General features: G+C 58.7%; 19 protein-coding genes. 6 read left to right on the forward strand and 13 right to left on the reverse strand.

Features of this window, described 5'->3' with window-relative positions; genetic code table 11:
• Positions 1 to 144 precede the first annotated feature (144 nt).
• Positions 145 to 297 carry a hypothetical protein gene (locus Enr13x_RS39150; protein ID WP_231743858.1) on the reverse strand — a complete coding sequence of 51 codons (153 nt, stop codon included), beginning with the start codon at positions 295 to 297 and terminating at the stop codon, positions 145 to 147.
• Between Enr13x_RS39150 and Enr13x_RS29855 the strand changes: the two genes are divergently transcribed.
• The 4 genes from Enr13x_RS29855 to Enr13x_RS29875 all read left to right on the forward strand — a co-directional run bounded on the left by Enr13x_RS29855 (position 296) and on the right by Enr13x_RS29875 (position 5,002).
• Positions 296 to 1,111: an MlaE family ABC transporter permease gene (locus Enr13x_RS29855; RefSeq protein WP_231743859.1), complete on the forward strand. Its 816-nt coding sequence runs from the start codon at positions 296 to 298 to the stop codon at positions 1,109 to 1,111. The two genes, Enr13x_RS39150 and Enr13x_RS29855, sit on opposite strands and share 2 nt — an antisense overlap.
• Positions 1,108 to 1,911, forward strand: a complete 804-nt coding sequence (locus Enr13x_RS29860; protein WP_145390490.1) for an ABC transporter ATP-binding protein — start codon at positions 1,108 to 1,110, stop codon at positions 1,909 to 1,911. Before Enr13x_RS29855 ends, Enr13x_RS29860 begins: the two co-directional genes overlap by 4 nt.
• Before the next feature lie 2 nt (positions 1,912 to 1,913).
• On the forward strand, positions 1,914 to 3,164 hold the full coding sequence (locus tag Enr13x_RS29865; protein ID WP_145390492.1) for an MlaD family protein: 1,251 nt from the start codon (positions 1,914 to 1,916) through the stop codon (positions 3,162 to 3,164).
• A gap of 275 nt (positions 3,165 to 3,439) precedes the next feature.
• Positions 3,440 to 5,002 carry a polysaccharide biosynthesis/export family protein gene (locus tag Enr13x_RS29875; RefSeq protein WP_449336750.1) on the forward strand — a complete coding sequence of 521 codons (1,563 nt, stop codon included), beginning with the start codon at positions 3,440 to 3,442 and terminating at the stop codon, positions 5,000 to 5,002.
• On the opposite strand, the gene Enr13x_RS29880 is transcribed toward Enr13x_RS29875, so the two are convergent.
• The 11 genes from Enr13x_RS29880 to Enr13x_RS29930 form a co-directional block, all read right to left on the reverse strand.
• Positions 4,994 to 5,221, reverse strand: a complete 228-nt coding sequence (locus Enr13x_RS29880; protein WP_145390496.1) for a DUF5989 family protein — start codon at positions 5,219 to 5,221, stop codon at positions 4,994 to 4,996. The two genes, Enr13x_RS29875 and Enr13x_RS29880, sit on opposite strands and share 9 nt — an antisense overlap.
• Positions 5,222 to 5,228: 7 nt before the next feature.
• Entirely contained in the window at positions 5,229 to 5,621 is a 393-nt protein-coding gene (locus Enr13x_RS29885; protein WP_145390498.1) for a hypothetical protein, read from the reverse strand.
• A 292-nt stretch (positions 5,622 to 5,913) separates the two neighbouring features.
• On the reverse strand, positions 5,914 to 7,647 hold the full coding sequence (locus tag Enr13x_RS29890) for a carbamoyltransferase family protein (RefSeq protein ID WP_145390500.1): 1,734 nt from the start codon (positions 7,645 to 7,647) through the stop codon (positions 5,914 to 5,916).
• Positions 7,644 to 8,219: an amino acid kinase family protein gene (locus Enr13x_RS29895; RefSeq protein ID WP_145390502.1), complete on the reverse strand. Its 576-nt coding sequence runs from the start codon at positions 8,217 to 8,219 to the stop codon at positions 7,644 to 7,646. Before Enr13x_RS29895 ends, Enr13x_RS29890 begins: the two co-directional genes overlap by 4 nt.
• 96 nt (positions 8,220 to 8,315) lie before the next feature.
• Positions 8,316 to 9,332 (reverse strand): hydantoinase/oxoprolinase family protein, encoded by a 1,017-nt coding sequence (locus tag Enr13x_RS29900; RefSeq protein ID WP_145390504.1) that lies wholly within the window; start codon positions 9,330 to 9,332, stop codon positions 8,316 to 8,318.
• 89 nt (positions 9,333 to 9,421) lie between these two features.
• Positions 9,422 to 10,438: an ATP-grasp domain-containing protein gene (locus tag Enr13x_RS29905; protein ID WP_145390505.1), complete on the reverse strand. Its 1,017-nt coding sequence runs from the start codon at positions 10,436 to 10,438 to the stop codon at positions 9,422 to 9,424.
• A gap of 11 nt (positions 10,439 to 10,449) precedes the next feature.
• Entirely contained in the window at positions 10,450 to 10,770 is a 321-nt protein-coding gene (locus tag Enr13x_RS29910; RefSeq protein WP_145390507.1) for a metal-sulfur cluster assembly factor, read from the reverse strand.
• A 129-nt stretch (positions 10,771 to 10,899) separates the two neighbouring features.
• Complete coding sequence (gene sufD / locus Enr13x_RS29915) at positions 10,900 to 12,219, reverse strand: Fe-S cluster assembly protein SufD (RefSeq protein ID WP_145390510.1); 1,320 nt, start codon at positions 12,217 to 12,219, stop codon at positions 10,900 to 10,902.
• Positions 12,220 to 12,411: 192 nt separating this feature from the next.
• On the reverse strand, positions 12,412 to 13,824 hold the full coding sequence (gene sufB / locus Enr13x_RS29920) for a Fe-S cluster assembly protein SufB (RefSeq protein ID WP_095736313.1): 1,413 nt from the start codon (positions 13,822 to 13,824) through the stop codon (positions 12,412 to 12,414).
• A gap of 79 nt (positions 13,825 to 13,903) precedes the next feature.
• Positions 13,904 to 14,728 (reverse strand): Fe-S cluster assembly ATPase SufC, encoded by an 825-nt coding sequence (sufC, locus tag Enr13x_RS29925; protein ID WP_145390512.1) that lies wholly within the window; start codon positions 14,726 to 14,728, stop codon positions 13,904 to 13,906.
• Between the two features lie 58 nt (positions 14,729 to 14,786).
• Positions 14,787 to 15,464 (reverse strand): helix-turn-helix transcriptional regulator, encoded by a 678-nt coding sequence (locus Enr13x_RS29930; RefSeq protein WP_145390514.1) that lies wholly within the window; start codon positions 15,462 to 15,464, stop codon positions 14,787 to 14,789.
• Between the two features lie 694 nt (positions 15,465 to 16,158).
• On the opposite strand from Enr13x_RS29930, the gene Enr13x_RS29935 reads away from it, so the two are divergent.
• Together Enr13x_RS29935 and Enr13x_RS29940 are read left to right on the forward strand one after the other, a co-directional pair.
• A complete protein-coding gene (locus Enr13x_RS29935; protein ID WP_145390516.1) occupies positions 16,159 to 17,262 on the forward strand; it encodes a glucose 1-dehydrogenase in 1,104 nt (367 codons plus the stop codon).
• Between the two features lie 423 nt (positions 17,263 to 17,685).
• Positions 17,686 to 19,479, forward strand: a complete 1,794-nt coding sequence (locus tag Enr13x_RS29940) for a 30S ribosomal protein S1 (RefSeq protein WP_145390517.1) — start codon at positions 17,686 to 17,688, stop codon at positions 19,477 to 19,479.
• Positions 19,480 to 20,100: 621 nt separating this feature from the next.
• On the opposite strand, the gene Enr13x_RS29945 is transcribed toward Enr13x_RS29940, so the two are convergent.
• Positions 20,101 to 20,670, reverse strand: a complete 570-nt coding sequence (locus Enr13x_RS29945) for a GNAT family N-acetyltransferase (RefSeq protein ID WP_145390519.1) — start codon at positions 20,668 to 20,670, stop codon at positions 20,101 to 20,103.
• Positions 20,671 to 21,022: the final 352 nt, after the last annotated feature.

The raw sequence follows: 21,022 nt of genomic DNA on the forward strand, positions 1-21,022 counted from the left end.
CCTGGGGGTCGGTGGAGGCAAGAGGGGAAATAAGACCAATGGGACACATACGACTTATGGGTCCTATCGGTCGCATTGGTCCTATCTCTGCCTGAATGCCCGCCAGGCGGGCAGACCCCCGCACATTTTCACTCATCCGCAAAGTCAACCTTGCCGATAAACTTGTTTGTGTAGCTGCGCTTCGACGCTCCGCCGCCCCAAACTTTCGCCGCCCCAGTTGATGTCGCTTTCGGTTTCCACACAAAACGATCCAGCGCCACGACGGCCCGAGAACGGGTCGGTCACGATTCGGGACATGCTTTACGCCTGGGTGGTTCAGTGGGGTGCGGCGGTGGTCGATGGCGTTGCCACGGTTGGCGATATCGCGATGTTCGCCTGGCAGATGGTGGTTTGGATTTTCACACGGCTACCGCAGCGTGGAACCCTGCTGATCAATTTCTATCAAATCGGCGTGCTCAGTCTGCCGGTGGTGGCGTTGACCGGGACGTTCATCGGGATGGTGTTGGCCGTCCAAAGCTATTACCAGTTTCACGCGATCGGGTTGGAAAGCCATCTGGGTGTGGTGATCAACACCTCGCTGGTCCGGGAGCTGGGTCCGGTGTTGGCGGCGACGATGTTGGCCGGTCGGGTCGGCAGCGCGATGGCGGCGGTGTTGGGGACGATGCGTGTGACCGAACAAATCGACGCGCTGACGACGATGGGTGCCGATCCGATTCACTACTTGGTGGTGCCTCGGTTTTTGGCCTGCATCTTTTTGATTCCGGCGCTCACGATCATGGCGGATTTCATGGGGATTGTCGGCGGCTACTTTTACAGCGTCATGGTGCTGGAAATCGATCATGCGGCCTATCTGACACACTCGCGTGACGGCGTGGTCGGATTCGATTTGTTCAGCGGCGTGTTCAAGAGCGTCTTCTTTGGCGGGATGATCGCAGTGATCAGTTGCTACCAAGGCTTTCATTGCAAACCGGGCGCCGAGGGCGTCGGCAAAGCGGCGACGCAAGCATTCGTGTATTCGTTCGTGATGATCTTGGCCATCGATTTGTTCTTGAACATCATCTTGGACAAAATCTATTTCGCCATGTACCCCGCGGGAGCGAACATCCTATGAGTGATTCTGCGGTGAAGCATCTGATCGACGTGCAGCAGTTGCATGTCGATTTTCACGGCCAAAAAATCTTGAAAGACATTAGCGTTTCGATCGAATCCGGAGAGACGGTCGCGGTGATCGGAGAAAGCGGTTGCGGAAAAACCGTGTTCATGAAAACGATCGTCGGGCTGATCCCACCGACTCGCGGCACGATCCAATTTGACGGGCAAGACCTCTCGACACTGTCGCCGGCTGCGCTCAGCGACGTCCGCCGACGATTCGGTTTCGTGTTTCAAAACGCGGCGTTGTTCGACAGCATGACGATCTTTGACAACGTCGCGTTTCCGATGCGGCAATCGACCACCGCCGATGAGGACGAGATTCACGAACGGGTGTTGAAACATCTTCAAGAAGTCGGATTGCCACCGACGGTGATTTCGAAACGTCCGAGCGAATTGAGTGGCGGGATGCGAAAACGCGTCGGCATTGCCCGCGCGATCATCTTACAGCCCGAATTGGTCGTCTACGATGAACCGACAACGGGACTGGATCCGATCATGAGCGACGTGATCAACGAACTGATGTTGGACGTGCGACAACGCTATCCGGTCACCAGTGTGATCGTCACGCATGACATGCGAACGGCCCAAAAGGTGTCCGACCGCGTGTTGATGTTTTACCCGCGGGCAAGACTGGCCAAAGGCGAACCCCAGGTGCTCTACGATGGTCCGCCCGCCGGGCTGGATCAATGCGACGACGATCGGGTGCGTCAATTCGTTCGCGGCGAAGCCGGCCAGCGTCTGATGGAGATAACGGGTTAATCATGGACGATAGCAGACTGAAATTCGGCGTCGGCGTGCTGGTCATCGCCGCCATCGGGATCGGAATCATCCTGACGTTCTTGTTCGGCGCCGTGCCACGCGTGTTGACCGGTGAAGTCCGACTATTGGTTCAATTCCCGACCGCCGAGGGCATCAACTCCAACTCGCCGGTGCTGTTGCGTGGCGTTGAAATCGGACGCGTCATCGACAAAGAACTGCGCGAGAACGATGTCTTGCTGACCATCGGGATCGATCCCAAATACCAAAACAACTTGACCCATGAGTACCTCCCCAAAATCAAAACGAAATCGATCATCACCGGGGACGCGAAACTGGAGTTCGTCAAAGGAACCGAAGACGAATTGCTGGCGGTCCATAAAGGACGGTTGCAGACGATTCGCGGCGAAACGTACACCCACGAACAGTTAATCTCCTACGGAACACCCGCGTCCGACCCCTTCAGTTTGGTGTTCAATTTGGAAGACGAAGTCCGTGAAACGCTGGAGGCGGTCCAGTCGGCCAGCGGGTCGTTGCAATCGGTCGGTGACAACGTCAACCAACTGGTCCAGAATGCCGACGGTGTGGTCCAGAACGCCGAGGGGCAATTTGGCGACGTCGCGCAAGACGCCCGCAACGCGCTGATCGAATTCCAGGGCGCGATGCGCGACATTCGCAATGTGATCGGCAACCCCGAACTCCGCGACAGTCTGGCCGAAGCGCTTCGCGAACTTCCGCTCGTGCTGACCGAAGCCCAAACCACGCTGCAGTCGACCCAACGAACCTTTGAAAGTTTTGAACGCGTCGGACAGCGGTTTGAGAACGTCGGCGTCGCGGCGGAGAAAACGGTGCAGAACGTCGACCAAACCATCGACACCGTCCGCAACACCATCGAATCCGCCGAGCGGGCGATCGTGAATGTCGAAAAAATCACCGATCCGATCGCTGAAAACAGTGACGAACTGGTCGTCCAAGTCCTCAAGAACCTGGCCAACCTGGACCGTACTTTGTTGGAAGTGGAACGGTTCGGCGCCGGATTGAACAACAGCAACGGAACGATCCGCCGATTGCTCGATGACGAAGACATCTATTGGCAGATCCGACGCACCATTGAAAACGTCGAACTGGCGACCGCCAAGATTCGCCCGATCCTGGACGACGTTCGGATCTTCAGCGACAAAATCGCCCGCGACCCACGCCAGTTGGGCGTCAAGGGAGCCCTCGACAAACGCGGCAGCGGACTGGGATTGAAATAGCAATCAAGTTCGTCATGCCAACGCGCGTCCTGGCCGACCTCTCAGAGTGATGGCAGAATGATTCGGGGCAGAATCATGGAGAGGCAGTCGATCCCCGGTATGGCGAATGGGTTCGTCATCGTTTTGCCCCCATTGTTTTGCCCCCATCATCCCGTCCTCCATCCTTCTGCCCCGCATGATTCTGCCTTTTTGTCTCGAAATCGCCGATTCTGCTGACAGATTCCCCAACTCACTGCGTGTATTCTACCGCTTCGCAATGCCCGCCAGCAGTCGAGTTGAATTTGCCCGTTCCAGAAACACGACTTGACCCGCAGCGGAACGTTGGCCGGAACACCGGAATACATGTCGCCGGAACAAGCTCGCGGAGATTCCATCGATCATCGAACGGATCTGTTCAGTTTGGGAAGCGTTCTGTACGCCATGTGTACCGGGAGTCCGCCGTATACATCGGACAGTTGTTACGGCGTGCTGCGTCGGATCGTCGAAGAACAACCACGACCGATCAGCGAATTCAATCCCGATGTTCCCGGCTGGATGTGCCGGTTGGCCCCCTGACTCCGAATGACCGACCCAGCTGGAGAATTTCGATGCGATACGTAGTGACAGTCTTTTTGTGTTTCCTCATTGGCGGCTCGCTCCATGCCTTGGCCGACGAAGACCATCTCAAACTCCTTGGAGACGCGGAGGCCATTGCGGCACAATACAGAAGCTCGGCAGAGGGCTCGGACGCCAAGTCGGAGTTGAAATCAAAGGTCAAGTCTCTGATCCAACAGAGTTTCGAGGCTAGACAGACGGCTCAGCGCAATCAGATTCAGGAAATGCGAGAAAAGCTGCGCCGGGCGGAAGAAACGCTCGAGAGCCGTGAAGTGATTAAGGACCGAATTATCGATCGCAAAGTCGAAGACCTACTGTCCGGCCAATCGGCGGATTGGAAAGCGAAGACTCCGGCCGAAGAGCAACTCTTTGACGTCATCGGCATCGGTGACATCGTCGCAGTGTATCTGCCGGGTGTCCTGCCGTTTGAGTCCGCCAAACAGGGCCCGAGTCCGCCAAAAGTCACGTTGCTCGATTCGGGCCGTCTGGTCACCGGCTTTCCTTTGGCCGTCGGCTCGGACGGCGCGATCGCGATGCCGCTGGTCGACCCGATCGAAATCGCCGGACTGACCGTCCGTGCAGCGGAAGAAAAGATCGCAAAAAACTATCGCGACGCCGACATCCTCCGCCCCGGGAAGGCGCGTCCGCTGTTGACGTTGATCCCAAAAGCGGAAGCGTCTCTTCGAACAAACGAGGCTCCGAAAACGATCGTTGCAAATCCGCTCGGTAACACTTCGGTATCGACCGTCACCGCCGGTGTCGCGTCATTCGAAGACACCTACGGCCGGCTCGACAAAGCAAGGGAGCTGGTCGCAGAATTTCGATCTATGCAAAAGAAGATCGACCCTTATAAGCAAATACTTGAATCAGCGAGGGTCCCGGTTGAGGAGAGAGCCAACGCTAGTCGAGCCATCTCAGGTTTTAAATCGGGACAAGCGACTGTTCGATTTCGCCTTGAGCTCAAAAAGGACTATCTCACCGACGTGATGGAACAGTTGGAAACCGAGCTTCGCTCAAAACAATCCCTGCTTGAAAAAGCGACAGGAAAACTGGCCATCACCGAAAAACTTTATACGTCAGGCACCACGACAGGCGCCGAATTATCCGATATGAAGTCCCAAGTGTTACAGTCGAAGGTGCAAGCCCAGAGTGCTGAGCTCAAATACGCCCAGTACAAGAAAATTGCCAAGCGATGGCAGGAGATCGTCGGCGACGTCCTGGACGAAGACGCGGACTCAAAATAGCGTGTAGATGAACGGGGCGGCGGGCGAGCTGGTGACGAAGGCCAACACGACGAGCAGCAACAGCACGACCAGAATCGGCGTCAGCCACCATTTCTTGTTGTACTTCACGAACCAAACGAACTCCCGGAAAATCCCGGGATCCGCCCCATCGGCCATCGAGTCGAAGGACTCGGTGACTTCGTCTTCAGGTTTTTCGGAGGGCTTGTCGGGTGTCGTCATCGCGGGATCAAAAGGTTCGGAAATAGGATTGCGGATCGGACGGCAAGTCGATCGACCGCCAATTCGTTTTGGAATCGGACGCGTTCTTGCGGATCGATTTCCCCGTCACGCGGAACCAAATCGAGACCGGCGTGACCACTCCATAATAGACGATCGCCAACACCAGCATCGTGGCGGTCCAGCGGATCGGAAACGTGATCGCGTGGAAAAAGGCCATCCATTTCGGCTGGGACGCCGGGACGAGATAATACACCAACGCGACGAGCAACGCCGCGGCAACCAATCCGCCGGACAGCAATGGCGATGCGACCGCACGCCAAGCGATCCAAGCCAACATCGATAACGCCGCCGCGATGGCGATTCCGAAATAGCGTTGCTGGGAGGCTGTCGGTGGTTTCATGGCCGTGTTGAGTCGTCTTTTAGGTCGGGAGAGGGCGCGGAAGAAGGGATGGCAGAATGATACGGGGGGAGGGGAGACAAGGAGACAAGGAGACAGGGAGCGGTGCGGTGCAGAGCGATAGATTTTAATAAGACCTGTGCCCCCCAGAGGCCACATCATCATTCTGCCACATCATCGTTCTGCCACATCATCGTTCTGCCACATCATCGTTCTGCCACATCATCGTTCTGCCCCCATCGTTTTGCCTCCTTCGTTTTGCCTCCATCGTTCTGCCGCTATTGTCTTGCCCTTATCATTCTGTCTTCCCACCGCCCTGCCGATCCTTCACCAATAAACAATCCTCGACCACCAGCGCATCCATGTGTGTCTTCATAAAGCATCGATACGCGTCGTCCGGCGATCCGACGATCGGTTCGCCGCGGACGTTGAAACTGGTGTTGATCAGTACGGGGCATCCGGTTTGGCGGTAGAACTCCGTCAGCAAGGCCTCGAATCGCGGATTCTTTTCCTTGTCAACAGTTTGCACTCGGGCCGATCCGTCGACGTGGGTGACTGCCGGCAGCGCGTCGGATTTCGTTTGACAGACCACCAACATGTACGGGCTGGTCTGACCCTCGGCCAACTCAAAATAGTCGCCGACGTGATCGAGCAGAACGGCGGGCGCGAAAGGCCGGAACGATTCACGAAACTTGATCTTCAAATTCATCGTCGACTGCATGTCGCTGCAGCGTGGGTCACCGAGGATACTGCGGTTGCCCAGCGCCCGCGGGCCGAATTCCGCACGACCGGCATACCGTCCCACCACCAGCCCCTCGGCCAACAGCGCGGCCGTCCGTCGATCGAGTTCGGCGGGATCGGAGATCACTTCATAGACCGCATCCTGCCGATCGAGCGCCGACTGCACCTGATCGCTCGACGACGCCGGCCCGAGCAGGCTGCCGCCTTGCGAGTCGCTTGCGGCCGCTTGCCGCTGCTTGTCGAGCAATTGATGCCAGATGAATTGGGCGACACCCAACGCGCCGCCGGCGTCACCCGCGGCCGGTTGGATCCAGATCGAATCGAAGGGGCCTTCGCGAAGCACGCGTCCATTGGCGACACAGTTGAGCGCGACGCCACCGGCCAAGCACAAGTTGGTGGACTTTGTTTTTTCGTACAGATGCCGTGCCGAACGCAAAACGATCTCTTCGGTCACGACTTGCACCGAAGCGGCCAAATCACGATCCAGATCCTCGATCTCGCTGTCTCGCTGCCGCGGAGGCCGCCCGAACAATCGATGAAACTTGGGCGTGGTCATTCGCAAGGACTGACAGTAGCCGAAGTAGTCGAGATTCAAGTGGAACGAACCGTCATCATGAATCGTCAGCAGCCGATCCTTGATCACGTCGGCGTACTTCGGTTGCCCGTAGGGCGCCAGTCCCATCAATTTGTATTCGCCGGAATTGACTCGAAAACCGCAGTAGTACGTGAACGCGGAGTACAGCAATCCAAGCGAGTGGGGGAAGCGGATTTCATCGGTCAGCTGGATCTTGTTTCCCCGTCCGATGCCCATCGTGGTCGTGGCCCATTCACCGACGCCGTCCATCGTCAGGATCGCGGCCTGATCAAAGGGCGATGGAAAGAACGCGCTGGCGGCGTGAGACTGGTGGTGCTGACAGAACGCGATGCGGCGTTTGAACTCGTTGCCCAGGCCGCGCCGGATCTCACGTCTCAGATGCAGCTTCTCCGTCATCCACGCGGGCATCGCTTTCCAAAACGAACGAAATCCCTGCGGCGCGAACGACAGATACGTCTCCAACAGTCGGTCGAATTTCAACAGCGGCTTTTCGTAGAAACCGACATGGTCCAAGTCGTCGGCGTTGATCCCGGCCTGCTGTAAACAAAACTCGATCGCGTGGACGGGAAACGCGGCGTCATGCTTTTTGCGAGTGAAACGTTCTTCCTGTGCCGCGGCAATGATCTCGCCATCGATCAAAAGGACCGCGGCGGAATCGTGATAGAAAGCGGACAGACCCAGAATTGCCGTCATCGATCGGCCTCGGCGGCAAGGTTGACAAAGCGAACCGGCGGCAACCGGTCGGCCAGCATCGGCAGAGCGGCATCGACAACCCCTTGCCGGGCCAATTCGGACAGCGAACGCGACGTGTCGACGTCACAGGATTTTAGCAGCACCAGCTCATCGGCACCGATCAAAATGGACAACCAACCCGCGATCGCGTCGGTCGTCGTCGTCCAATCTTCGGGCAAGGGCGACGGTGTCGCGGCATGATAAAACGCATCGACCGCGACCAGATGGTGGTGACACTCGGGAAAACGTCTCAGTCGCTCAAATTGCTCGGGGGTCGATTCAATGTGCCAGCCGCTCAGTTGCGGGGCCAACCACTCGAACGTCGTCCGCAGCAGTCCGACACATTGCCAATGCAGCCAGCTCGATGGGCTGGGGAAGGCAGCATCCAAACGACGCACCGCATCGATCAATTCACCGCCACCGACAATCCCGATCGTTTGTGCGGGCGGTTGTCTCACGGCCCATGCCTGAATCGAATCCGAGAGCGCGTCTCGCAACAACAGACTCCCGCCGATTTTGATGACACGTCGCATGGATGTTGGAGGCAGTGGAAAAGGTGGCGGCGGTCCGCGGAATCACGTCGGCAGGGTCCGCGCGGGCAGTCGGGTTTGGATGGACAGGCTAGAAGCCTATCCCACAAGGTGGGCGACCGCAAAGGCGGGTGCGCACCGCGAGACCGCCTCACCCAACGTCGCCGGAAGTGAAATCCGTTGGCGGCTGTCGATGTCGGTGGGCAGCAAATCGCTGCAGTGCCCGCTGACGACCAGTGGGCCGTGGCCGCCCAACGCCGCAATCGCCTCGGCTACCAGGGTTCGCGCCTGATCGTGGACTTGCTTTGCCAATCGTTTCGCGGTTTCCAAGTCAACGGTTCGGTGGTCCAGTCCGATCATGCGTGCGATTCGGTTGGCGGCATGAAAGGCGTCGCGTGGTTTGCCATCGGCGCTGCGGCAATCCGACGCGTCGCTAGGTTGGTATCCCAACAGCAATCGCACGTCATCCATCGTGGCAAACACTTCACGCATCACCGCAACGGGACGCCCCTGCCAATCCAGGTGATCGACCAACGCACAGACCGGGGTTCGCCCGCCGCCAAGGTAAACGAGTGATCCTTCGGACAACCGCTCAAAATCGGTCCGGCTGGGGGTTGCAATCCTACCGTCACCGAGCGGAATCAGATCGGTGGTCGTGGACCCGATATCGACCAGCAACCCGCCGCCGGACAACTGCGGTGCAAATCGCCGGGCGACCCAATGTGCCAGCGCATGCCAATTGGCTGCGGCTACCAGGTCGACGTGCTCCATGGCCCACGCCGCCGAATGAAATTGCCCATCGACGGCATAAAACTCGGGCGACGACCAGCCGCATTGCTTCGCCGCCCGACAGACCTGATCGACGATGTGTTGCACGCCGACGCAACGATCGAGAAAACAATCCGCCAGCTCGCCGGTCATTGTCACCACCACGCGTGAGGAATCGGGGTAGGCGGCGAAGTCGCTTTTGAGTTGGCCGGCGAGATCATCTGGACGCATCCAAAGCGGAAACTCGACCGACGACACGTGGCCTTGCGTGTCGGCGTATTTCAGGTTCGCGCCGCCGATGTCGACGCCCAGCGTCACAGCGTCCGAAGCGGGAGGGAGATTCGACATGGATTGCGCGGGAGCGAGAAAGAACGAGTGGGATAGGCTTCCAGGCTCGTCATTTCAGCAGCGACAAGCCTGGAAGCCTATCCCACAAATCACACCGTCTGCGGCGAGTCGATTTTCACTCTGCCGTCGGCCGTCCAATGGACCGAGTTCACGCTGGCCTTGCAACTGACCGGCCCGGTTTCGATGTCGAACAGTCGCGCGGCGAGATTGCCATGAATCATCTCCCGCAAACCGACGTATGAAGTCGTCAGCCGGGGATTGATTTCGATGATGTAGTCGTCGCTGGGCGTTTCGCCCAAGATCAAATCCAGGCCGACGAAGCCGCGCGCGGTCGGCGGCATCGCGGCGATCGCTCTGGCGGCCAACGCGGTGGCACGCCGCTGGGCGTTGTTGTTCAGCGGTCCGCAACCGCCGACGTACTCACACATCCCGTCGCTGATCTGTTGGGACACCGCCGGCAGGAACGTCTGGTAGTTGCCAGAGGAAAGCAGTGAGATTGAGATGCTGCGGCCGGGGACCCAGCCTTGCATTAGCAAACTTTTATTGAGTGTTTTGCGGGCTTCGCGAAAATCGTCGAAGGTCGCGATCGCGAGCGTGCCGCAACCGTCGCGCGGTTTGACGACAAATCGATCGCAGCCGGCCACCACGCCCACCATCCGTTCGTCACCGACGGCGATGTAGGGCGGATGCGCGACACCGGAACTGTGCAACACCTGGGCGGTCAGCAGTTTATCGCTGGCCACGCGAAGAAAATCACCGCTGCCGGCGATCACCTCGACGCCACTGCTGCGCAACGATGCCACCCCCTTGGCCAGCAAGCCGTCACTTTCCGGCGCGATGATCAAGGCCGCGTCACAATCCTTGGCGGCGGCAACCCACTGCGCCCAGAGCGGACGCTCGGCATCAAAGGCAACGGTCTGCGTGGCGTTGACCGAAACTTCGAAACGGTCTTCGAGGATGACCGTCGTTTCAGAGAACGCCGAAAGGTCTTCCACCAAAGCGCGAAGCATCGCCTCCCCTTCCTTCCGCAAAGAAGGCGGGATCTGGTCGATCGCCTGATCCGCGACGCCGCCGCCGCAGATGTATTCTCCGACGAAAACCTTCAAGTCACAATCCCTTAAAAAATGCCCAAATGATCACGTGCTTCGTCCGTCATCCGGTCCGGCGACCACGCCGGTTCCATCACAACCTTGACTTCACACGCATCCACTTCCTCAAGTTCCTCGGCAGCCGCTTTCGTCCCGGCAACCAATTGTGGCCCCGCGGGACACATCGGACTGGTCATCGTCATCTCGATCGTCACGTCGTGACGCCCGTCTTCCTTCTCGTCGCCGATCGCGACGACATAGATCAGCCCCAGGTCCACAATGTTAACGTATAACTCGGGATCGATCACCTGCTTGAGCGATTCGCGAACCTTGTCTTCGGCAAGTGCCATGTCTTCTTTCCGGGCGATTTAGGTTTCGGGTTTTAGGTTCCAAGTTTCAGGTTTCAAGTTTCAGGTTTCAATCTGTGGGGTCTCATGCTGGAACATGAAACACGGAACTTGAAACTTGAAACTAAATTCTTATTCGTATTCTCGGACTTGTCGGGCGATGGCCGCTCCGAGGGCTTCTCGCACGCTTTCGATCGTGATCCGGTCGAAAATCTGCTGAAAGAACCCGGTCACAATCATACGGGTTGCTTCCTTTCGAGTAAAACCGCGGCAACGGGCATAGAAGATTTGATCCTCGTCGACTTTGGACGTCGTGCTGCCGTGGGTGCAACGGACATCGTCCGCTTCGATCTCCAATCCCGGGATGGAATCCGCCCGGGCGTGGTTGGACAGCACCAGATTGTCATTTCGCTGGTACCCGTCGGTCTTTTGGGCCGCCGGATCGACCTTGATCATCCCCCGCCAGACGGTGCGACTCTTGTCCTGCTGGGCCGCCTTGTACAGGAAATCGCTTCGGCAGCTCTCCGCCTTGTGGTGCTGCAGGGTGTGGTAGGCCAGATGCTGGCGGCCTTCGGTGAACATCACGCCGTTGACTTGGCTGTGGGCCCCCGCACCGACCAGATCGACCGACTGGTTGACTTTGGAAAGCGACGATCCCATCGCCGCGATCGTCCACTGCAGCGAGCAATCGCGGTCGACCACCGCTTTTTGCTGGGCGAAATGGTAGGTCTTGTGCCCCCACTCCTGCAGATTGACGTAACGAAGGTTCGATCCCGGTTTCTGCACCAACTCGATCGACCCCAGATGCAGCCCGGCACCACCCGCGTCGGTGCTGTTGGACTCGTGCAGCAAGGTGGCTTCGGCACCATCCTCCAGGACCACCAGCGTGTGCGTCGTGTCGGTGCCGCCGTCGGTCAAAATCGACCCGATGTGCAGCGGACGATCGACGACCACACCGCGGGGCACGTACAGGAACTGCCCGCCGGACATGAACGCCGCATGCAGCGCGGCAAATTTGTCGTGATCGGAATCAAAGGCCGTGAACAAGTACGGACGAACGAGTTCGGGGTGCGACTGGGCCAATTTTGAAAGGCTGCCGAAGACGACACCCTTGGCCGCCAAATCTTCATCCAGCGACTCCTTCGTGATGCAACCGTCGACGGTCTCGATCCGGCCGCCCAACGCGACACCTTCGACCAACTGGTGCAGCCGCTCGGTTTCGGCCAGATCACAGTCGGCCGGATCCAGCACGGGCAACCCAAATTTGCCGAGCTGGAAGGTGCGGATGTCGGTTCGAATCCACTCTTCGTGGCGACGCTCGGGCCAACTCATCGCCTCGGCGTGTTCAAACGCTTCGCGACGCAACGTCGTCAACCAATCCGGCTCGGACTGGCTGGCAAGCAAGGCGTCAAACCCGGCGGCATCAAAAGCGTGTGTGATGGTTTGTGACATGGAAATTCGTTTGCTTGGTATTGATTCAATGGGGGCGACTTGGCTGCCGGCCCGAGGTGCTTATTGGGGTGCAGGCGGAGCCTGCGGTTCAGAGCGTTCCCAGGCGGGAGCCTGGGAACGAGGTCAAGACAGGCTGGAAGCCTATCCCACGTTGCGGGGATGACGAGCCTGGAAGCCTATCCCGCGCCGACGCTATCCGACGCTGCCTTCCATTTGCAGTTGGATCAGCCGGTTCATTTCGATCGCATATTCCATCGGCAGCTCCTTGACCAAGGGCTCGATGAATCCGTTGACGATCATCGTGCTCGCTTCCTGCTCAGTCAGTCCCCGCGAGAGCAAGTAGAACATCTGCTCTTCACCGATCCGAGACACACTGGCCTCGTGACCGATCTGAACATCCTGCTCACTCACCTCGATGTACGGGTAGGTGTCGCTGCGGCTTTCCGCGTCCAAGATCAGCGCGTCACAGACGACGTTGTTCTTGCTGTTGTGGGCACCGGGATGCACCGAAACCAGACCGCGGTAGCTGCTGCGTCCGCCGTTCTTGCTGATGCTCTTGCTGATGATTTGACCGGTCGTGTTGGGCGCTTCGTGCACCAATTTTGCACCGGCGTCTTGGTGTTGACCGGCGCTGGAGAACGCAATCGACAGGATCTCGCCACGTGCACCGGGCTCCATCATGTGCACCGCGGGGTACTTCATCGTCAACTTGCTGCCCAAGTTGCCGTCGACCCATTCCATCGTCGCGTCGCCGTAGGCGTAGGCCCGTTTGGTGACCAGGTTGTAAATGTTGTTGGCCCAGTTCTGGATGGTCGTGTAACGACAACGTGCGTTGCGTTTGACGACGACCTCGACGACCGCACTGTGCAACGACTCGGTGCTGTACATCGGCGCCGTGCAGCCTTCGACATAGTGCACGTTGGCACCTTCATCGACCAAGATCAGCGTGCGCTCGAACTGCCCCATGCTCTCCGCATTGATCCGGAAATAGGCCTGCAGCGGAAAATCAATCGAGACGCCCTTGGGGATGTAGATGAACGACCCGCCGGACCAGACCGCACTGTTGAGCGCGGCGAATTTGTTGTCTTCCGGCGGAATGATCTTGCCGAAGTACTCACGCAGCAGCTCGGGATGTTCCCGAACCGCGGTGTCGGTATCGGTAAAGATCACCCCTTTCTTCGCCAAGTCCTCTTCCAGCGATCCGTAAACGACCTCGCTTTCGAATTGAGCTTTCACGCCGGCCAAGAACTTCTTTTCCGCTTCCGGAATCCCCAGCTTGTCGAACGTGTCCTTGATCTCCTGCGGCACGTCATCCCAGGTCTTTCCCTGGTGATCGGTCGGCTTGAGATAATAAAAGATGTCCTGGAAATCGATATCGATCGAACCGCCCCACTTGGGCATCGGCTTGGATTCAAAGATATCGAGAGACCGGAGCCGGAACTCTCGCATCCAATCCGGTTCGTTCTTGATATCGGAGATCTGGTTGACGATTTCCCGATTGATCCCCTTTTTTGCCTTGAAGACGCCGGTGGTCTCGGTGCGAAAATTGTACTTGTTGATTTCGCCGATTTCGGACTTGGGTTCGGCAGGTGCGTCGGTTGACATATCAATGCTCCAAAATGGAGATGGTAGTGATTCGTAAGTTTCAGGGTGCCGGGTCTTCTTGGTCAGTGCCCGCCTTCAATCAAGCCAGCGCTTCTTCGGCTTCCTCGGCCAGCAATTTTTGGTTCAACGCTTCGGCATCCGGATAGGCCTTTCGGATCCGGTCGTAGCCGTGTTGATGCAGCTCTTCGGCGAGTTCTTTGCCACCGGTTTCGACCAACCGCCCACCCAGCATGACGTGCGTGAATTCCGGCGGATTGTGCTCGAGCAATTTGTCGTGGTGGGTGATGATCAGCAGTCCCATTTTCTGGTGGCCGATGTCCGCGATCGACTCGCTGGCCAATCGGACGGCGTCCGCATCCAGGCCCGAATCGGTTTCATCCAAGACCGCGAACTTGGGTTGCAACATCGCCAGTTGCAGGATCTCGGCGCGTTTCATTTCGCCGCCGGAGAAACCGTCGTTGACGTAGCGGCGGGCAAACTCGCTGTCCATCCGCAAATGTTCCATCTTTTCGCGAAGCTCCTTGCGGAACTCACGCATCGGAATCAGCTCCTCGCCTTCTTTTCGATCGGGACGACGAACATTGGTGGTCGCGTGACGCAAGAAGTCCGCCATCTTCACACCGGGGATCGCCATCGGCCGTTGGAACGCCATGAAGATCCCCGCGCGAGCCCGCTCGTCGGGTGCCATCTCCAACACGTCTTTCCCATCGAGCGTGATCGAACCGGACGTGACTTCGTATCCGGGGTGCCCCATGATCGCCAAACCCAGCGTGCTTTTGCCGCTGCCGTTGGGGCCCATCAGCGCATGGGTTTCGCCGTGATTGAGGGTCAGGTTGACGCCCCGGAGGATCGGTTTGTCGCCGACCGACACGTGCAGGTCTTCAATTTTCAGAACGTGAGTCATGTCTATCGTTGCAATGGTGGGTGGTGAAGGGTGATTGAATGCTTGTGTAATACTGGGGTCAGGTCGTGGTGCCGTCGGAGGTGACGTTCGCAGCGGGTGAAAACTGGCAACACGAGTCGCCATCGAGACGACACTGACTGAGCTGTACCGGTTTGCCAAGTGCTTCCGAGAGGACCTGTTCCTCCAGGTGACACATCGTGTGGTCTTCGCTGCCGTCGGCCAACGTCGGGTAGGGACAGGCGTTGATGTCCAAAACCGGCAGGTCGCCCGCCGAATTCACATCGCTGACCACGCGACGCGACGACAGCAACCGCGACAAAACTCGCATGCGTTCTTCCAGCGGCGCGTTCTCGTCAAGCTGAGCCGCGTATTCGCGACCGAGCCGAGTCGCCACGCTGCTGAGCATCCGGCTTCTCAACTCACGGTCCTCGATCGACAGCATTTCCTGCCACATCGCTTCGGCCAACTCGGTTGAATCCGCCGTATTGATCCGCTTGCCTTGGTCGGTGATCCGATAGCGATACGTGGGCCGACCGCGGCCGGCGACGACCTTTTCGCGTTCGATCAGCCCGCGAGCGAGCAACCGCTCGATCCGCTGCCGAACGGCGGTCGCCGTGACGTCCAGTTTTTCCGTCAACTCCCCAATTCCGATCAGCTCGCCGCTGCGCATCGCCAGCAACAATTCGCGATCGACCGAGCGGATCGGTCCGCTTTCCGGGTGCGGCTCAGATTTCATCGCGGGGCCTTTTCGAGGGAGGGGAAAACAGAAACACGACACCCCTACTGTTACAGCACAACCGATTTTTGACAACCATCGTTGCTAAAAAAGAAAGTCAGAATCTCCCCAGCACCGCGTCAACGGCAACGTCCACGCCGTTAGCCTGCCGCCACGCCGCGAAACGGCGGGCCCAATCCGCCTGCGGTGCAGGCACCACCCCGAAAGGGTAGTGCTGTGAAGCATTTTCCCATGTGTTTCTTGAGGTTTTAGCGGCAGGGCGCGAGCCCTCCGGTCCTTCATCTTTGCCAAAACACCGGAGGGCTTGCGGGCTGTCGTTTTCGTGAGCCGCGACGCGTAAGCGGCCGGGCACTGCAAGGCTGCCCGAGGCCTTACGGCCAGCGGCTCACCATTGACTCAGCAGATCCCGACTAAACTCAGCAGATCCCGACTAAAACGACAGCCCGCTTGCGCCCTGCCGCTAAAAAATGCTTCACAGCGTTGCCGAGAGGGGTTGCAGCAAGTAGCCGGTGGTCGCCTCAGCGCACCACCGGAATCGTCAGGAGGATTTTCGTCTGCTGAGCGTCTGACACCGATGCCCCGCGCCCCCTGAACACCGATCCGTCCGATTGGTACGATTCCGCGTCCGCCGAAGGCCACCTTCCTGCCGACGGCCCACAACTTGACGAATGACTCTCCCCCCGAGCCAAAAACGATGAAAGCTGTCGCGGTTACCCCGGGCACCCCCAATAGCGTTCACCTGACCGAAATCGAAGAACCATCCCTGGAGCAATTCCCCGACGGGAAAGGGGTGCTTGTCAAAACGCTGAAGGTCGGGGTGGACGCCACCGACCGCGAGATCAACGAGGCGTTGTACGGCAATGCGCCCCAGGGCGATGACTACCTGGTGATCGGCCACGAGTCCTTCGGAATCGTCGAGGCGGTCGGCCCCAACGTGCGTCGCGTCAAACCGGGCGACTACGTGACCGCGACGGTTCGCCGTCCCGGCAGCTCGATCTATGACGTGATCGGGACGAACGACATGACCAGCGAGGAGACGTACTACGAGCGTGGCATCAACTTGCGGCACGGCTTCATGACGGAAAAGTTCGCCGACGAAGAGGAGTACATCGTCCGTGTTCCCGAGGGGCTCAAACACTTGCACGTGCTGCAAGAACCGATGAGCTGTGCCGCCAAAGCGGTCCAGCAAGCCTATGAGGCTCAGCACCGCATGAAGGTCTGGCGGCCCAAACTGGCCTACGTGCTCGGATCGGGGCAAATCGGATTGCTGACGACGCTGATCCTGCGGCTTCGCGGTTTAGAGGTTTACACGATCGCGCGAGGTGAAGCGCCAAACCTAAAGAGCGAAATTGTCACCGGGATGGAAGCGACCTACGTCAGCACACGTGAAAAAACGGTCGAAGAGCTCGCGGCGCAAACGGGCAAACCGGACCTGATTGTCGACGCGACAGGCAGCAGCAAGCTCGCCTTTGACGCGATGCAATACGTCGGCCACAACGGCGTGGTCGTTTGGACCAGCATCACCGGGGGCGACGAAAACATCGAAATCCCCTCCGACAGCGTCAACCTGAACTGGGTGCTCGGCAACAAACTGCTGTTGGGCAGCGTCAACGCCAACCGCACCCACTTCGAAAGCGGCATCCGAGACCTGGCGCTCGGCGACATGATGTTCCCCGGGGTGCTGGACAAAATCCTGACGCATCCGGTCGACGGCATGGACCACTACGACGAAATGATGCGATTGCTGGTGGAAGACAAGGACGCGTTGAAGGTGTTCGTGAACATCGCCGAAGGCTGATCGCCACGGGCCTGCCGCCCGGGATCTCGGCAGAACGCCCGGGAATACCGAAAAATGCTGTTGTGGGGGTCCCCGGGGTCTGGTAATCTTCCGCGCTACCATATTTCGGGCATGTTGCCCGACCCTGCGCCTGGTGCGAGTGACCGTGCGCCCGTGAACCACGGGCTGTTCGCCAGCTTTGATCACCAGCATGCGTCGTGACCTTCATCAATTAGGGGCGGCGTCCGCAGCGGATGTTATTTCATTCCTCCAACCCACGAATCTGTCGCCCGCGAATCCCAGACCGCCTTTCACTTGCGGGACGTTTGACGGCAGAAGAGTCTTTTGCCACGGCGTGAGTTTCGCCGCCTTCCCACCGGACCAGCACGTTCGGAACGCCGGCATCTCCTGGACTCATTGACGGATTCCGAATCGGAAAAATTCATGGTCAACCGCAATCTGATCCGTTCCCTCGAAGACGACGACATGCTCAACGATCTGGCCGTGATGGCGCCAGAGGAGGAGACGGAGGATTGGCTGCTCGATTTCCTGCAGCACGCCGAGCAGCAAGATTACGCCCAAGGGCGAATCGTTGACGGCAAAATCGTCGAGATCAACGACGAATGGGCCCTGATCGATGTCGGCTTCAAGAGCGAAGGCACGGTCAACCTGAACGAATGGGGCCCCGACGAAGCGAAACCCGCCGTCGGCGACATGGTCCAGGTCCTCATCGAGGAAATGGAAGACAACTACGGAGCCGCCGACGACCCCTACGGCATGATCGCGCTGAGCAAGAGCAAAGCGGAAAAGATCATCGAGTGGGAACACATCATCAAGAAGATCGGCGAAGGCCAGGTCGTCACCGGTACCGTGATCCGAAAGATCAAAGGCGGTTTGCTGGTCGACATCGGCGTCAACGTCTTCTTGCCGGGCAGCCAAGTCGACATCCGACGCCCCGGCGACATCGGCGATTTCATCGGCCGCGTGATCCAAGCCGAAGTGCTGAAGATCGACGACACCCGTCGCAACATCGTCATCAGCCGACGCTCGCTGATCGAAAACCAACGCGAAGAAGACCGCGCGTACTTGATGCAAGAACTCGAGGTCGGCCAGATCCGCAAGGGGATCGTCAAGAACATCGCCGACTTCGGTGCGTTCGTCGACCTGGGCGGAATCGACGGCCTGCTGCACATCACCGACATGGCCTGGGAACGAATCTCGCACCCCACCGAAATGGTGTCGATCGACCAAGAAATCGAAGTCAAGGTGCTGCACATCGATCGCGAAAAACAAAAGATCGCGCTCGGACTGAAGCAGAAAGATCGCAACCCGTGGGAAAACATCGAAGAGAAGTACCCGGTCGATTCCAACCACGACGGCGAAGTCGTCAACGTGATGAGCTACGGTGCGTTCGTCAAACTGGAACCGGGCATCGAAGGCCTGGTGCACATCAGCGAAATGAGCTGGACCAAACGGGTCAACCACCCCAGCGAACTGGTCAACATCGGCGACAAGATCGAAGTCAAGATCTTGGGCGTCGACCCGGAAGGCCAACAATTGTCGCTGGGCATGAAGCAAACCCAAAAGAACCCCTGGGACGACGTCCTGGAACGTTACCCCGAGGGTACCGACGTGACCGGCAAGGTCCGCAACCTGACCAACTACGGTGCCTTCATCGAATTGGAAGAAGGCATCGACGGGCTGCTGCACGTCAGCGACATGTCCTGGACCCGCAAGATCGGTCACCCCAGCGAACTGCTGGAAAAAGGCCAAGAGCTGCAATGCCGCGTGCTGAGCGTCGACGAACAACGTCGCCGGATCGCACTGGGACTCAAACAGCTCGATAACGACCCCTGGGACGGCGACATTCCGGACAAGTATCAGCCCGGCCAACTGGTCAAAGGCAACGTCACCAAGATCACCAACTTCGGTGTCTTCATCGGTCTCGAAGACGGCTTGGAAGGCTTGCTGCACATCAGCGAGCTGGCCGAGCACAAGGTCGAGAACCCCGAAGAAGTCGTCAAGGTCGGCGACGAGATCGAAGTCAAGGTGCTGCGTGTCGACACCGACGAGCGGAAGATCGGCCTGTCGCTCAAACGAGTGGACTGGGGCGAAGAGCAAGAACGCGCCGCAGCGGAAGCCGAAGCCGCCGAAACCGGCAGCATGCCGTCCCAAGAAGGCGACCTGAAGGGTGGCCTGGGAAGCGGCGAAGGCCCACTGTTCCCGACCGGCGGCTGATCCAGCCCGCGAAGGCTCGATCGGGATCGATCGGGCCCAAATTGAAACCTGCGAAAAGCGGAGCCGTGAACCGGCTCCGCTTTTTTTGCGTTACAGCAAGGACGCGATCAAGCCCTCTTGTTTGCGTTTGCGCACCTTCGGCTGGCCCCAAAAGGCTCGCGCCGTTCCGCCACCACCTTCGACGCCAAAGTGTGCGGCAGGACCCCGACGGGGTCCAAGCCAGTAGCCGGAGGTGAGCGAAGCGACACCTCCGGACATCCGGTCCCCCGTCAGACGCGCCCCCGAAGGGTGTCGAAGCAAATGACGTCGGCGCCCTCGTTCCCGGCCAGCCCGCACACTCAAGCTCACCAATCAAATCCTTTACGAACGCAGACTGCCGCACCGCCGCCGGCGGATGGATTCGCTGCGACCCCGTCCGGGGTCGAGGGGATTGCGGGACGCGCTTCCCGGAGGTGTCGCTGCGCTGACCTCCGGCTACTCGCTGGTATCCCTCCGGGATACTCATTCTCGCGGATCGTGTTCGCCAATGCTGGAACCGTTGGGGATCAAGTGGGGTACGCACCTTGCTTGCCACACCCAGGGTTTCTAAGAACGCGCAAGCTGGGAGCATAGACGATGTGCTCATCCTTGAGACTCGTTCGGCGGGGCCATTCGCTCAACCGCCCTGCGATACCGTAGCCGATCCAGCCGATATTGTTCGATCCGTCGCCCATGGCTGCGAACCAGATGGGTCAACCAAACCATCCAGTGCATTCGGTCAGGCTGAAACCCCAGTTTTTCGATCACCCTGCGCGAACGATGATTGGATTCAAAGCACGACGCGAAAACGACCAGCTTGGGATCTTCGTCAAACAGCTGGGCGAACAATTGAGTGAGCGCCCGGGGCATCACCCCCTGGCCCCAATGCGACTTGGCAAGGTTCCATCCACAGTCACAGGAACGGCGTCTTCCCTCCGCCCCCGGACCAAAATGCTGCATCACGTGCCCGACCAAAACGCCGTCGTCAAAGATCGACGTGCAACGAAAGGAGATGCCCAGGACATTGGGCTGACCGGCCAGTTTTTTTTCGAACGACGCGGGCGTCTCGCCTTTCCGGGGCTGGTACTGATGTCGCAGCACATCGGGGTCATTTCGCAGAGCGAAGATCGCGTCGATGTCTGCGATTTCAGTTGGTTTGATGGTAATCGCCATGCCCCGCCGTCCTCCGTTTCGATTCGATCGCTGGCAACGCAAGGGACCGTCTACCAATCTAATCGGGCACCGGATCCATCCGCCACCATTCGACTCCCGAGGGGGGGAAACGTGAACGAGACCGCCGGATCCGTGCCGACGTAGTACGGTATCGGTTGACACCCGAAGGCTTTAAAGTAGTGTCGCACCGAGACTGAATCGGCGGCTGAATCGGCGATGCCGCGAAAGGATCCACCTGCTGTGAAACATGCGGTGCCATCAAAACTTTGTTTGTTGATTGATCGGCTTTTCTTACTGTTGGCGGGCGTCCGTCCTGAACTACATCGGCGAGGACACCTCAAATGTTTCACGC

Source organism: Stieleria neptunia, assembly GCF_007754155.1.
GTDB lineage: Bacteria > Planctomycetota > Planctomycetia > Pirellulales > Pirellulaceae > Stieleria > Stieleria neptunia.